A 12,893-nucleotide genomic window follows, 5' to 3' on the forward strand; every position below is an offset into this window, starting at 1 on the left:
GGGGGGGGGGGGGCGGGCGGCCGCGCGCGGGCGCGCGCGGGGGGGTGGGGGGGGCCGCCCCCGGGGGCGCGCCCCCCCCCCCCCCCCCCCCCGGGGAGCGGCCTCAGTCCTCCCGCGGCGGGAAGCAGCAGAACTCGTTGCCCTCGGGGTCGGCGAGGACGTCCCAGCCGATCTCGCCGGCGTCCTCGTCGGCCTCGTGCCCAGGGCGCTCGTCCGAGGCCCGCACCACGGTCGCACCGGCGGCCTGCAGCGCCGCCGAGTCGCCGACGACGTCGAGGTGCACCCGGTTCTTGACCGTCTTCGGCTCGGGCACCGGGTTGAACCAGAGCTCGGGCCCGCGCCCGGCCGGGTCCTCGATCAGCACCGGCCAGTCCCGCTCGCGCGGCGTCCCGTCGGGCAGGGTGTCGCGGCGGACGTAGCCGATGGCGGCGCACCACCAGTCGGCCAGCGCCTGGTGGTCGCGGGCGTCGATGCAGAGGTCCTTGAAGCGGGCGGGTGCGTCGGTCACGACGGGGGAGGGTAGGCCGACCGCGTGGCCGTGGTGATCGGGACCTCGGGGTGGCAGTACCGCGACTGGCGCGGCCGCTTCTACCCCCAGCGCATGCCGCAGCGGCTGTGGCTGGAGCACCACGCCGCCCACTTCGCCACCGTCGAGAGCAACGCCGCCTTCTACCGGCTGCCCGAGCGGGACACCTTCGCCGCCTGGCGGGAGCGCACCCCGCCGGACTACCGCTGGGCGGTCAAGGCCAGCCGCTTCCTCACCCACGTCCGGCGGCTGCGCGAGCCGGAGGAGCCGGTGGCCCGCCTGGTGCAGCACGCCGCGGGCCTCGGCGACCGGCTCGACGTCGTCCTGCTGCAGTTGCCGCCGACGCTCAAGGCCGACACCGGGCTGCTGCGCGACTGCCTGGCCTGCTTCCCGCCCGGGATGCGGGTGGCCGTGGAGCCGCGGCACGCGACCTGGGAGACCGACGAGGTGCGCGCCCTGCTCGAGCGCTACGGCGCGGCGCTGTGCTGGGCCGACCGCGCCGAACGGCCGGTGACGCCGTTGTGGCGGACCACCGGCTGGGGCTACCTGCGGCTGCACACCGGCGCCGAGGGGTGGGGCTACCCGCCGGCGGTGCTCGACGAGTGGGCGCAGCGCCTGGCCGCAACCTGGACCGACGACGAGGACGTGTTCGTGTACCTCAACAACGACCCCGGCGGGGCGGCCGTCGTCGACGCGGTCGCGCTCGCCGGCGCGGTGCGGCGGGCCGGCCGCACGCCCACCCGCGTGCCGACGCCGGAGGAGGCGACCGGCGCGGCGTGGAGCGCCGCCTGATCAGTCCAGGACGTGCGGGTCCTCGCGGTGGTGGACGCCCAGCTGGTGCGCCGCCTGCTCGAGGACGTCCTGGACGGCGAGGGTGTCGGCCAGCGGCATGACCGCGCTCTCGGTGCGCCCGGCGCGCAGGCACTCGGTCACCTCGGCCAGCTCGTGGGAGTAGCCCGTGCCGTCCGGCGGGAGGGTGATCTCCTCGGGCTCGGCGCCGGTGCGGTGCAGCACGATCGTGGCCGGGTGGTGGAACCGGGGCAGGACGTCGATCCATCCGCCGGTGCCGAACACCCGCGCGGAACCGGGCGTCGGGTAGCGCAGCGACGTGGTCAGCGTGGCCGAGCGGCCGTCGTCCCAGCCGAGCAGCAGCGCGGCCTCGGCGTCGGCGCCGGTGGGGAAGGTCGAGCCGGTGACGGTCACCGTGTCCGGGGTGCCGAGCAGCATCTGGGCGAAGGAGACGACGTAGACGCCGAGGTCGAGCAGTGCGCCGCCGCCGAGCTCGAGGGCGAACAACCGGTCGGCGGGGTCGTAGGCGCGGTCGACGCCGAGGTCGGCCTGCACCGACCGCACCTCGCCGATCGCGCCGTCGGCGACGAGCTCCCGCAGGCGGACGACGGCGGGCTGGAACCGCGTCCACATCGCCTCCATGACGAAGACGCCGTTCGCCCGCGCGGCCGCGACCACCTCCTGCGCGCCGGCCGTCGTCGCGGTGAACGCCTTCTCCACCAGCAGCGCCTTGCCGGCCTCGATCGCGGCCAGCGCGACGGCGTGGTGCTGCGGGTGCGGGGTGGCGACGTAGAGGACGTCGACGTCGGGATCGGCGACGATCGCGGCGTAGGAGCCGTGGGCGCGCTCGAGCCCGTGCCGCTCCGCGAACGCCTGCGCCCGGTCGGCCGAGCGGGACGCCACCGCGACCGGCCGCGCCCCCGGCACGTGCGCGAAGTCGCCCATCACGCTCTGCGCGATGCGGCCCGGCCCGACGACGCCCCAGCGGATCTCGTCCACGGCGTCGACCGTAGCCGGGAGGCAGACTGGGCCCGTGGCCCTGCTCATCGACACCCCCGTCTGGCCGTGGCGGGGGCGCCGGTGGTCGCACCTGGTCAGCGACGTCTCCCACGACGAGCTGCACGCCTTCGTCGCCGCCGAGCTGGGCATCCCGCGCCGGGCGTTCCAGGGCGACCACTACGACGTCCCCGAGGAGCTCTACGACGTCGCCGTCGCGGCCGGGGCGCAGCCGGTCGGGGCCCGCGAGCTGCTCACCCGGCTGACCGCCGCGGGCCTGCGGGTCAGGAAGCGCGCGAGCGCAGCAGGGCGGCCTCCGCGGTGAGGTTGGCCCGCGCCCGCGGTTCCCACTCCCGTGTGGCCGGCAGCCGGTAGAGCGCCGGCAGCGCCAGCAACGACTCGAGGACGGCGATCCGCCCGGCGGTGAACACCTCGTCGGACAGGTGGGCGTACTCCGCGCGGACGGCGGAGGCGTAGGCCGCGTAGGCGTCCGGGGGCCCGGCCAGGACGGCGAGGTCGGCGTCGCAGAGCACCGCACCGTTCGCGTCACCGGGCGCGGCGTCGTGCCCGGCGGTGAGCAGCACCAGCCGCACGACCTCGTCCAGCCGCGCCTGCGGCACCAGGCCGCGCAACCCGGCCCGGGCCCGCTCGGCGCTGACCTGCTCGTTGTCGCCGCGGCGGGGGTCGTAGACGACGTCGTGGTACCAGGCGGCCAGCGCGACCGCGGCCGGGTCCTCCGCGGCGCCGCCCAGCTCGCGCACCAGCCCGAGGACGGCGGCCAGGTGGTGCAGGTCGTGGTAGCGGCGGTGCGGCTCGCTCCACGCGGCGACGACGGCGGCCCACTCGGTGCGCGCGGTGGGTGAGTCGCCGGTCAGCGCCGCGAAGTCCTCGTAGCCGATCACGCGACCCCGCAGCGCCGGACGGTGAGCAGCGCGAGGGCCCGGGCGACCGCGGTCACCTCGGCCACGGGCACCCGCTCGGCCGGGCCGTGGGCGAGGTGCAGGTCGCCGGGGCCGAGGTGCAGCGTCGGGATCCCGGCGGCCGCGTAGAGCCGCAGGTCGGTGCCGTCGGACACGGCCCGCTCGGGCGGCGGGGGGCCGCCGGCGTCGATGACGGCGCCGCGGACCTGGTCGAGGAGCTCGTGCCCGGGCGGCAGCGCCCCGCTGGCGAAGGCGCCGCCGGTCCAGGTCACCCGCACCGGGTGCGCGGCCAGCCACGGGTGCCCCGCGCAGAACGCGGCGACCCGGTCCTCGAACGTCGCGCGGGCGGCCGGCACGGGCTCGCCCAGCCGCACGCCGTAGCGGCCCTCGGCCACCAGCCGGTCGGGCACCGTCGAGGCCCAGTCGCCGGCGTGCACGGTGCCGATCGACAGCCCGAACGGGTAGCGCTCGCCGGCGAAGCGCGGGTCGGCGCCGCGCTGCCGCTCCGCCTCGAGGTCGCGCAGGTCGGCGTGCAGCTGCGCGAACAGCTCCACGGCGCTGACCCCCCGGTCGCGCATCGCGGCGTGGGCCGCGGCACCGGTCACCTCCAGTCGGAAGGTCAGCGCCCCGGCCGCGGCGGTGACGACGGCGCCGTCGGTGGGCTCGGGGATGACGCAGGCGTCGCCGCGGTGGCCGCGGGCCAGCGTCGCCCACGCACCCAGGCCGCCGTCCTCCTCACCGACGACGCTGTGCAGCGCCACGGGCCGGCGCAGCCGCACGCCCGCGGCCCGCACGGCGGCCAGCGCGGCGAGCGCGGCGGCCAGGCCGCCCTTCATGTCGCAGGCGCCGCGGCCGTGCACCGCGCCGCCGTCGAGCCGCGGGGTGAACGGGTCGCCGGCCCACAGTGCGCGGTCGCCGGTCGGCACGACGTCGGAGTGCCCGCACAGGACCAGCGCGGGGTCGCCGTCGTCGGCGCCGGGGAGCGTGCCGACGACGCCCCACGCCTCCTCGCGCACGACCTCCTGACCGGGCGCGTCCGGAGCGGTCGCGGCCGCGCGCAGGTCGATGGCCCAGCGGTCGACGTCGCAGCCGAGGCCGTCGAGCTCCGCGGCGACCAGCGCCTGCACCTCGCACTCGGCCGCGGTGCCGCCGACCGAGGGGACGGCGACCAGCCGGCACAGCAGGTCGACGGCGGCGGCCTCGTCGACGGCGTCCAGCACGGCCGCCTCGGTCGGCGTCAGGGAGCCCACGGGGCGGAGTCTGGCAGGTGCGGTGTGGCGGCGATCCCGTGTGTCATCGGCCGGGGGAGGGGTACCTTCGGTGTCGTCCGGACCGGGCGATTCTGTGTCCCCGGGTGCCAATTGGATACCGCCTTCGCGGACTACCGCCCCGACCCCGGTCGGGGGCTGGAGCCGCGTCGTGCTTCTCGCCGCGAGGCGACCAGAGCCCGGTCCGGACCCCACCTCAGCCCAGCACCCACCCGCACGGGTCGGCCAGCGCCTGCGCCGCCTCGGGCCCCCACGAGTCCGGCGCGTAGGACCGCACCTCCGGCGGGGCGTCGAGCACCGGCTGGACCGCCCGCCAGGCCTGGGCCAGCCCGGCACTGGTGGTGAACAGCGAGCGGTCGCCGACCAGCACGTCGTGGATGAGCGAGGCGTAGGCCGGCAGCGGCTCGCCGCCGGGCACCGCGCCGAGGTCCAGCGACGCCCCGGCGACCGCGAGGTCGAGGTCCGGGCCCGGCCGCTTGGCGACCAGGCCGAGGTCGAGGGAGCCCGCGCCCGACAGCGACAGCGAGACGGTGTTCCCGCCGCCGGGGGTGGCGCCGACCGGCCCGTCCGGCCGCCGCATCACCAGCGTCACCCGCTGGTGCGACTCGGCCATCCGCTTGCCGGTGCGCAGCAGGAACGGCACCCCGCGCCAGCGATCGGTGTCCACCCAGAGCCGTGCCGCGACGAAGGTGTCGGTGCGGCTGTCGTCGGCGACGCCGTCGAGGTCGCGGTAGCCCTCAAACTGGCCGAGCACGACGTCCTCGCGCGCCAGCGGCCGGAACGCTGCCATCACCGCCTCGCGCGCCTCCTGCAGGTCCGCCGACGTCAGCGAGGCCGGCGGCTCCATCGCGACCTCGGCGGCCACCTGGAACAGGTGGGTGCCCAGCATGTCCAGCGTCGCGCCGGTGGCGTCGTAGAACTCCGCGCGGTCGGCGACGTCGAGGGTCTCGGGCACGTCGACCTGCACCTGGGCGACGTGCTCGCGGCTCCACACCGAGGAGAACAGCCCGTTGCCGAAGCGCAGGACGTGCAGGTCCTGGGTGCCCTCCTTGCCGAGGAAGTGGTCGATGCGGAAGACCTGCTCCTCGTCGAGGACCGAGTGCACCAGCTCGTCGAGCTCGCGGAAGTCCGCAGGTGAGGTGCCGTAGGGCTTCTCGTAGACGACGCGGGAGCCCTCGGCCAGGCCGTGGGTGTCCAGGGCGCGGGTGATCCCCTCGAACGCGCCGGGCGGGACGGCGAGGTAGTGCACCAGCTGGGCGTCGGCACCGATCTCCTCGCGCGCCCGCCCGACGACGTCGAGCAGCTGCCCGGGGTCCTCGGGCGTGTGCCCGCCGCCGGCGAAGCGCAGCCGGTCGAGCAGGCCGTCGGCGGGCCCGCCGTCGCCGTGCTCGGCCAGGGTGTCGCGGACGTGGTCGCGGAACTCGTCGTCGGAGCGCTCGCCGCGTCCGCTGCCGACCAGCCGCCAGTCCGCGGGCAGCAGGCCACGCCGCTGGAGCCGGTCGAAGGCCGGCAGCACCATGCGCGCGGCCAGGTCGCCGGTGGCGCCGAAGAGGACGAAGACGGTCGGAGGGAGGTCGGCCATGTGCCCAGCCTCGCCGCCCGGCTCCTCAGGCGCGCGCCAGGCGCGTCTGAGGGGGTCTCAGACCCCAGGGGCGGGCGAGGACTGCCCGGTCGCCCGATGCCCGGGGTGCCGCCTCAGGCCGACCGTGGTCGCCGTCCCCACCGGACGCCACCACGACGAGGAGACGACGATGAGCACCTACCCCGACCCCGGACTCGAGGCGGAGCTGGCCTACCGGCGCGAGGTGCTGCAGGCCCTCGGGCAGGGCACCCGGCGCCGGCCCCGGCGGACCCTGCGGCTGCGTCGGCCTCGCTGACCACGGCGCTGTCGGGGTCGCGTGCCACGATCGGCGCCGTGCCGCGGTGGGACGAGCGACCCCTGGTGGGCCGGGCCGGCGAGCTCGCCGAGCTCGAGTCCGCCGTCGAGCGCGCCGTCGCCGGTCGCGGCTCGGCCGTGCTCGTGGCCGGCGACGCCGGCGTCGGCAAGTCCCGCCTGCTCGACGAGCTCGCCGCCCGCGCGGCCGCCCGCGGCCTGCGGGTGCTCGTCGGGCACTGCGTCGACCTCGGCGAGGTCGGCCTGCCCTACCTGCCCTTCGTCGACCTGCTCCGGCCGGTCGCCGCCGAGCTGGGCGAGGACGCGGCCGACCTGTTCGCCGCGCGGCCGGGCGGCGTCCACGAGCCCGACACCGCCGACCTGCCCAGCCCCGTCCGCACCCTCCGCCCCCCGGTCGACGACGGCCGGCTCCAGCTGTTCGAGTCCGTCGCCGGGGCGCTGGCCGGGCTGGCCGCCGACGCGCCGGTCCTCGTCGTGCTCGAGGACCTGCACTGGGCCGACCGCTCCAGCCGCGACCTGCTGCGCTACCTGCTCGCCCGGCTCGACGACGAGCCGGTGGCCGTCGTCGCCTCCTACCGCTCCGACGACCTGCACCGCCGCCACCCGCTGCGCCCGCTGCTGGCCGAGCTGGTGCGGCTGCCCGGCGTCGAGCGGCTCGACCTGGCCCCGCTGCCCGACGCCGCCGTCGAGGAGCTGGTCCGCGGCCTGGCCGCCGGGGTCCCCGACCGCACGGTCGACGACGTCGTGGCCCGCGCCGAGGGCAACGCGTTCTACGCCGAGGAGCTGCTGGCCGCGGGCCTGGCCGGGGAGACCCTGCCGCTGGGCCTCACCGACGTGCTGCTCGCGCGGGTCGAGCAGCTGGGCCCGGCCGCGCAGCAGGTGCTGCGGGTCGCCGCGGTGGCCGGCCGGCGGGTGCGCCACGAGCTCGTCGCCGCCGTCGGGGGGCTCTCCGACGTCGACCTGGAACGCGCGCTGGCCGAGGCGGTGCACTCCCACCTGCTCGTCGTCGGCCCCGACGGCGCCTACCGGTTCCGGCACGCGCTGCTGCGCGAGGCCGTCCTCGCCGACCTGCTGCCCGGCGAGCGCGTCCGGCTGCACGCCGCGGTCGCCGCGCACCTGGCCGCCGTCCCGGCCGCGGGCACCGCGGCCGAGCGGGCGCACCACCTGCGGGGGAGCAACGACCTGGCCGGCGCCCTGGCGGCCTCGCTGGAGGCCGCCGACGAGGCCCGGCGGGTCGGCGCCCCGGCCGAGCAGCTGCAGCACCTGGAGGCCGCGCTCGCGCTGTGGCCGGCCGTGCCCGACGCCACCGAGCGGGCCGGGCGGAGCCAGGCCGAGCTGCTGCTGGACACCTCGACCGCCGCCCGCCGCGGCGGCGAGCTGCACCGGGCGGTGGCCCTGCTGCGGGCGGCGCAGGAGGTCCTCGGGCCCGACGGCGACCGCGACCTGCGGGCGCGGGTGCACTACACGCTGGCCCAGGCGCTGGCCCGCATCGAGGACCAGGCCTCCGCGGTGCGCGAGACCACGGCGGCGATGGCACTGGTCCCGGCCACGCCGCCCTCGCCGACGCGCACCTGGGCCGCGGCCACGCACGCGCGCGCCTGCTACGAGGTGGGCCGGCGCGCCGAGGGCGACGCCGCCGCCGAGGAGGCCCTGGCCGCCGCCGACGCGCTCGGGCTGGACAGCGCCTGGGCCGACGTCGCGGTGTCGCTGGCCCGCTCCCGCGGCGGGGACGGCCTGGCCACGCGGCTGGAGGAGGCGCTGGTCCGCGCCCGCCGCTCCGGCGACGCCGACGTCGAGATCCGGGTGCTGTTCAACCTGGCGATCGTCGCGTACGAGGGTGGGGCGGTGCAGGAGACGCTGCGCTGGAGCGACGAGGGGCTGACGCGGGCCCGGGTGCTCGGCGTCGAGTGGTCGTTCTACGCGGCGGAGCTGCGCCACCTCGGCGTCGTCTCGCGCTACGTGCTCGGCGACTGGGACGGCAGCCTGGCGCTGGCCGACCGGCTGGCGCGCGTGCCGGAGATGGCGGCGCACGTGCGGGCGGCGGGCCTGCTGGTGCAGGTCGGCCGCGGCGACCCCTCGGCGGCCGCGCGGATCGCCTGGGCCCGGGGCCTGGCCGGCCGGCTCGACACCCACGTGCTGCTCCTGCTGGCCACCGCGGGCGCCGAGATCGACGTCGCCGCCTGGAGCGGCGACCCGGCCACCGCGGTCCGCAGCGCCCGCGGTGCCGCCGCGACGCTGGCCGACCTGTGGGGCGACGAGCGGCTCGCCGTCGTGCGGCTGGTGGCCACGGCGCTGGCGCCGGTCGCCGACGCCGCCGCCACGGCCCGGCTCACCGGCGACGCCGCGGCGCTGGCGGAGTGGACGGCGGCGGGGGAGTCCCTGGTGACCCTGGGCCGCGACGCGGTCGCCGACCACGCCCGCGCGGTCGGGCCGCACGGCGTCGAGGCCGCCGCGTGGCTGGCCCGGCTCGACGCCGAGGCCGCCCGGCTGGCCGGTGAGGCGTCACCGCGGCTGTGGTCGGCCGCCGCGGAGGCGTTCGGCTACGGGCACGTCTACGAGCAGGCGCGCTGCCGGTGGCGGCTGGCCGAGGCGCTGGTCGCGGCAGGCGACCGCGACGCCGCACTCGGGCCGCTGACCGCCGCGGCCGGCACCGCCCGGTCGCTGGGCGCGCAGCCGCTGCTGGGCGCGGTGACCGCGCTGGCCCGCCGCGCGCGGCTGGAGCTGCCCGGGGCCGGCCGGGTGGTGGAGACCGCCGCGGTGTTCACGCCGCGGGAGACCGAGGTGCTGGCGCTGCTCGCCCGCGGCCGCACCAACCGGCAGATCGGCAGCGAGCTCTACATCAGCGAGAAGACCGCCAGCGTGCACGTCAGCAACATCCTGGCCAAGCTCGGCGCGGGCAGCCGAACCGAGGCGGTCGCCGTCGCCGCGTCCCGGGGCCTGCTCCCCACGGGCTGAAGAACCCGCGCGGTCAGTAGGTCTCGTCGGTAGTCGTCCGCCGGGCCGGCCCACCGTAGGGGTCGTGCGCCTCGGTCCGGGTGACCCGGCGACGGCGCGGAGCCCACAACGCCACCTCGAGCACGATGCCCAGGGCGCCTGCGGCCATCAGGATCCAGCCGACCACCTGCAGGTCGATGCCGCTGACGTCGACGCGCAGCGCGAAGGTGAGGACGGCGCCCAGCGCGAGCAGCACGATGGCGGTTCCGAGACGCATCGCGGTTCCCTCCCTGCGGCGGGGCCACACCCTCGGGGCTCCCCGGGGTCCGCCCGCCGCGGCGCCCGGGTGCCCCGGCGCCCCGGCGGTGAACCGGTCGCGGGCCCGGGATGACCCGAACGGGTGGCCGCGCTGGTCCGAGTCGTGCACTTCCGCGGACGTGCCCGACCTCAGAGCATCGTGCGGAGGCGCTCGCGGCGGGCGCGCAGCACGTCCACCGACGCCGAGGCCGACGGCGGGCCGGGCACGTGCTGGCGCAGCTGGGTGTGCACCACGGCGTGCGGCGTCGACGTCTTCGCCGACACCCGGCTGACCAGGCGGTTGATCTCCCGCCGCAGCTCGGCGGCGTCGCGCCACGACCGGCCGGCGTCGTCCTCGTCGGGGTGGTCCTCGACGATCGGCAGCTCCCCGGTGTCCTCCTCGTGCACCCGCTGCGCGATCCGCAGCCGCAGCTCGTCGTCGCGCTTGGCCAGCAGCGACGCCGTCTGCTCGGCGGTGAGCAGGCCGGGGATGCCGAGGAAGTCCTCGTCCTCCGGCGCCACCGCCAGCGGCCCGCCGGCCTCGCCGGTGTGCGCCGTCCCCCCGTGCAGCACGTGCGCGAACCGGGCGTCGGCCTCCAGCGCCTCCCACTGCTTGAGGCCCACCGCCTCGCGCTCCTTGGGCGGCAGCGGGTCGAGGTCGAGCGCCTCGGGGTCGGCCGCCTTGGGCGGCGGCATGACGTGGTTGCGCTCCTTCTCCAGCGACGCCGCCAGCCCCAGCAGCGGCCGGACGGCGGGCAGGAACACCGTGGCGGTCTCGTGCGGCGCCCGGGAGCGGACGACGCGGCCGACGGCCTGGGCGAAGAACAGCGGCGTCCGGTAGGAGGTCATCCACGCCAGGACGGCGGCGCGCGGCACGTCGACGCCCTCGGAGATCATCCGCACGCAGACGGCGATCCGCGCCGAGCCGGCCGCGAACCGCTCGATCTTCTTCGACGCCTTGGGGTCGTCGGAGAGGATCAGCTCGGGCGCCTTGCCGGTGATCCGCCTGACGATCCGGGCGTAGGCGCGGGCGTCGTCCTGGTCGCTGGCCAGCACGAGCCCCGCGGCGTCGGGCATGCCGTTCTCGCGCAGGTGGGTGATCCGCTCGTCCATCGCGGCGATGACGTGCGGCACCCACTGGCCCTTGGGGTCGAGCGCGGTGCGCCAGGCGGCCATCTCCACCGAGCGGGTGCCGGCCTCCGACAGGGAAGCGGCGACCACCTCGCCGGCCGAGTTCCGCCAGCGCGAGGTGCCGGTGTAGGCGGCGAAGACGACCGGCCGGACGACGCTGTCGGCCAGCGCCTCCTTGTAGCCGTAGGTGTAGTCGGCGCGGCTGACCAGCCCCGCGCCGGCCTCCCCGGCGTCGCCCTCGAAGCCGTCCTCCTCGTAGCGCACGAAGGGGATCCGCTCGTCGGGCTTGGTGCGGAAGGGCGTCCCGGTCAGGCACAGCCGGCGGGCGGCGAAGCCGTAGGCCTCCTCGATCGCCTCACCCCACGACAGGCCGTCGCCGGCGTGGTGGACCTCGTCGAGGATCACCAGCGTCTTGACGGCGGTGGCGCGGGCGGCGTGCAGCATCGGCTTGCCGGCCACCTGCGCATACGTCGTCACGTAGCCCTGGGTGCCGGCGCGCACCGGGCCGACGGCGTTGGTCAGGCCGGGGTCGAGCACGATGCCCATCCGGTCGGCGGCGTCGGCCCACTGCAGCCGCAGGTGGTCGGTCGGGCAGACGACGATCACGCGGGCGACCTCGCGCCGCTGCAGCAGCCGCGAGGCCAGCGTGAGCGCGAAGGTCGTCTTCCCCGCGCCCGGCGTCGCGGTGACGAGGAAGTCCTTGGGGGCGGCCTCCTCGTAGCGCTCGAGGGCGGCCTGCTGCCACGCCCGGAGCGGTCGGCTGGTCGTCTGCGGGGCGACCGCCCCGGCCCGTGCTGCACTCGCCATCTCGGGGCTCATCCTGCCTGCGGCGGAGGAGACACGCCCAACCGGCTGCCTCCCGCGCGCCTCCCGTGCGACCACGTATACGGGCCGGTCCGTACGCGTCTGACCTGCGCCTTCGTTGTGGCGGCCGACGGTGGGGTGGTGCGCCTCACACGCCGGTCGGACCGGTCCGTCCCGTCGCGGCGGTCACGGTCAGCCGGAGGCGCGCCCCTCGCCGTGGACGAGCCGCAGGTGCGGTCCGGTGGGCACGTCCGCCCGCGGGTCGGGGACCTCGGGCAGGCCGGCCGCGCGCCGCACCCGGTTCTCCGGGACGTCGAGCGCGCGGGCGAGGTGAGCGGCCATCCAGGGGCTGATCAGGGCCCAGCCGCGGGTGTGCGCGATCCGTTCGAGCACCTCCGGCGCGACGGCGCCGCGGGCCCGGCGGGAGGCCTCGACCACCGACCCGCCCAGCTCCCACAGCCGTCGCCGGACGAGTTCCTGGAGGTCCTTCGTGGTCACCCGAGGACGATAGGACGACCGGGCCGGTGGTGGCAGGCTGGTCGTTCGTCCTGGCGCTGATCAGGGCTGGTTCCTGGTCCCGGCGACGGGCTGGCCGTTCTGGTTTCTGCAGCCCCGCCGGTCGTGTTGTGGTCCGCGCCGATCGCTTCCTGGCCGCGAGGCGCTGACCTGGACTTTCTCGACTACGCGCCTTGTGCGACTTCGCAATCGAACGTATGATCGAATACGTGGCGGGAGTCCTGGCGGTCGACGAGCCCCTGGTGGGGTGGGCGTCGGGGCCGTTGGGGGTGGTGCAGGCCGCCGACCGGGAGATCGCCCGGCAGACCGCGCTCCGGGCCCGGGCGGTGGCCGCGTTCGCCGCCACCCGTCCCGCCTCCGTCGACCGGCAGCAAGGCGAGCGCGGGGCGATGGCCGCCGACCGCTGGGCCGCCCGTCCTGACCTGCTCCGGCCGGTGAGCGAGTGGGCCACCGACGAGCTGGCGGTCGCGCTGGCGCTGTCGGCCCAGGCCGCGCAGGCGCTGCTGGAGCGGTCGCTGACCCTGGTGCACCGGCTGCCGGGCACGCTGGCCGCGCTGGAGTCCGGGGCGCTGCACGTGGGGCACCTGGGGCCGCTGCTCGACAAGGTCGCCCCGATCGCCGACGACACCCTGCGCACCACCATCGAGCGGGAGCTGCTGGCCTGGGCCGCCGGGCGGCACACCACGCCGGCGCAGCTGGGCGCCAAGGCCCGCCGGGAGCTGCTCACGCGCACCGCCCGCGCCGCCGCCGATGACCTGCTGCGCGCGGTGCGGAAGCGCGGGGTGTCGGCTCGTCCGGACCGGGTCGAGGGGATGAGC

Annotated in this window: 12 protein-coding genes and 1 pseudogene; 5 read left to right on the forward strand and 8 right to left on the reverse strand. The window is 77.3% G+C overall.

Going from position 1 to position 12,893, the window contains the following annotated elements:
• Nucleotides 1–103: 103 nt before the first annotated feature.
• The gene (locus tag ACI79O_RS23750) at nucleotides 104–508 is read right to left on the reverse strand and encodes a VOC family protein (RefSeq protein ID WP_456887443.1); all 405 of its coding nucleotides are present in this window, start codon (nucleotides 506–508) and stop codon (nucleotides 104–106) included.
• 24 nt (nucleotides 509–532) lie between these two features.
• Between ACI79O_RS23750 and ACI79O_RS23755 the strand changes: the two genes are divergently transcribed.
• Nucleotides 533–1,318 carry a DUF72 domain-containing protein gene (locus tag ACI79O_RS23755; RefSeq protein WP_456887442.1) on the forward strand — a complete coding sequence of 262 codons (786 nt, stop codon included), beginning with the start codon at nucleotides 533–535 and terminating at the stop codon, nucleotides 1,316–1,318.
• Here the strand turns inward: ACI79O_RS23755 and ACI79O_RS23760 are convergent, their stop codons facing one another.
• Complete coding sequence (locus ACI79O_RS23760; RefSeq protein ID WP_456887441.1) at nucleotides 1,319–2,314, reverse strand: Gfo/Idh/MocA family protein; 996 nt, start codon at nucleotides 2,312–2,314, stop codon at nucleotides 1,319–1,321.
• 34 nt (nucleotides 2,315–2,348) lie between these two features.
• Between ACI79O_RS23760 and ACI79O_RS23765 the strand changes: the two genes are divergently transcribed.
• Nucleotides 2,349–2,636, forward strand: coding sequence for a DUF4031 domain-containing protein (locus ACI79O_RS23765; RefSeq protein ID WP_456887440.1), 288 nt, complete (start codon nucleotides 2,349–2,351; stop codon nucleotides 2,634–2,636).
• Here the strand turns inward: ACI79O_RS23765 and ACI79O_RS23770 are convergent.
• From ACI79O_RS23770 to ACI79O_RS23780, 3 genes are all read right to left on the reverse strand, one after another.
• Nucleotides 2,596–3,213, reverse strand: a complete 618-nt coding sequence (locus ACI79O_RS23770; protein ID WP_456887439.1) for an HD domain-containing protein — start codon at nucleotides 3,211–3,213, stop codon at nucleotides 2,596–2,598. The two genes, ACI79O_RS23765 and ACI79O_RS23770, sit on opposite strands and share 41 nt — an antisense overlap.
• The gene (locus ACI79O_RS23775; RefSeq protein ID WP_456915355.1) at nucleotides 3,210–4,481 is read right to left on the reverse strand and encodes an ArgE/DapE family deacylase; all 1,272 of its coding nucleotides are present in this window, start codon (nucleotides 4,479–4,481) and stop codon (nucleotides 3,210–3,212) included. The genes ACI79O_RS23770 and ACI79O_RS23775 overlap by 4 nt, the downstream gene beginning before the upstream one ends.
• 214 nt (nucleotides 4,482–4,695) lie before the next feature.
• The gene (locus ACI79O_RS23780; RefSeq protein ID WP_456915356.1) at nucleotides 4,696–6,081 is read right to left on the reverse strand and encodes a glucose-6-phosphate dehydrogenase; all 1,386 of its coding nucleotides are present in this window, start codon (nucleotides 6,079–6,081) and stop codon (nucleotides 4,696–4,698) included.
• Between the two features lie 169 nt (nucleotides 6,082–6,250).
• Between ACI79O_RS23780 and ACI79O_RS23785 the strand changes: the two genes are divergently transcribed.
• Nucleotides 6,251–6,376, forward strand: coding sequence for a hypothetical protein (locus ACI79O_RS23785; RefSeq protein WP_456887436.1), 126 nt, complete (start codon nucleotides 6,251–6,253; stop codon nucleotides 6,374–6,376).
• A gap of 38 nt (nucleotides 6,377–6,414) precedes the next feature.
• Nucleotides 6,415–9,348 carry a helix-turn-helix transcriptional regulator gene (locus ACI79O_RS23790; protein ID WP_456915357.1) on the forward strand — a complete coding sequence of 978 codons (2,934 nt, stop codon included), beginning with the start codon at nucleotides 6,415–6,417 and terminating at the stop codon, nucleotides 9,346–9,348.
• Between the two features lie 13 nt (nucleotides 9,349–9,361).
• Here ACI79O_RS23790 and ACI79O_RS23795 read toward each other — a convergent pair whose 3' ends face one another.
• The 3 genes from ACI79O_RS23795 to ACI79O_RS23805 all read right to left on the reverse strand — a co-directional run bounded on the left by ACI79O_RS23795 (nucleotide 9,362) and on the right by ACI79O_RS23805 (nucleotide 12,057).
• Complete coding sequence (locus ACI79O_RS23795) at nucleotides 9,362–9,604, reverse strand: DUF6458 family protein (RefSeq protein WP_456887434.1); 243 nt, start codon at nucleotides 9,602–9,604, stop codon at nucleotides 9,362–9,364.
• A 170-nt stretch (nucleotides 9,605–9,774) separates the two neighbouring features.
• Nucleotides 9,775–11,562: a DEAD/DEAH box helicase gene (locus tag ACI79O_RS23800; protein WP_456887433.1), complete on the reverse strand. Its 1,788-nt coding sequence runs from the start codon at nucleotides 11,560–11,562 to the stop codon at nucleotides 9,775–9,777.
• Nucleotides 11,563–11,751: 189 nt separating this feature from the next.
• Complete coding sequence (locus tag ACI79O_RS23805) at nucleotides 11,752–12,057, reverse strand: hypothetical protein (RefSeq protein ID WP_456874896.1); 306 nt, start codon at nucleotides 12,055–12,057, stop codon at nucleotides 11,752–11,754.
• 227 nt (nucleotides 12,058–12,284) lie between these two features.
• Here ACI79O_RS23805 and ACI79O_RS23810 point away from each other — a divergent pair.
• Nucleotides 12,285–12,893 (forward strand): annotated as a pseudogene (locus tag ACI79O_RS23810) (HNH endonuclease); the annotation flags it as partial.

It is taken from the genome of Geodermatophilus sp. SYSU D00696, assembly GCF_054050235.1.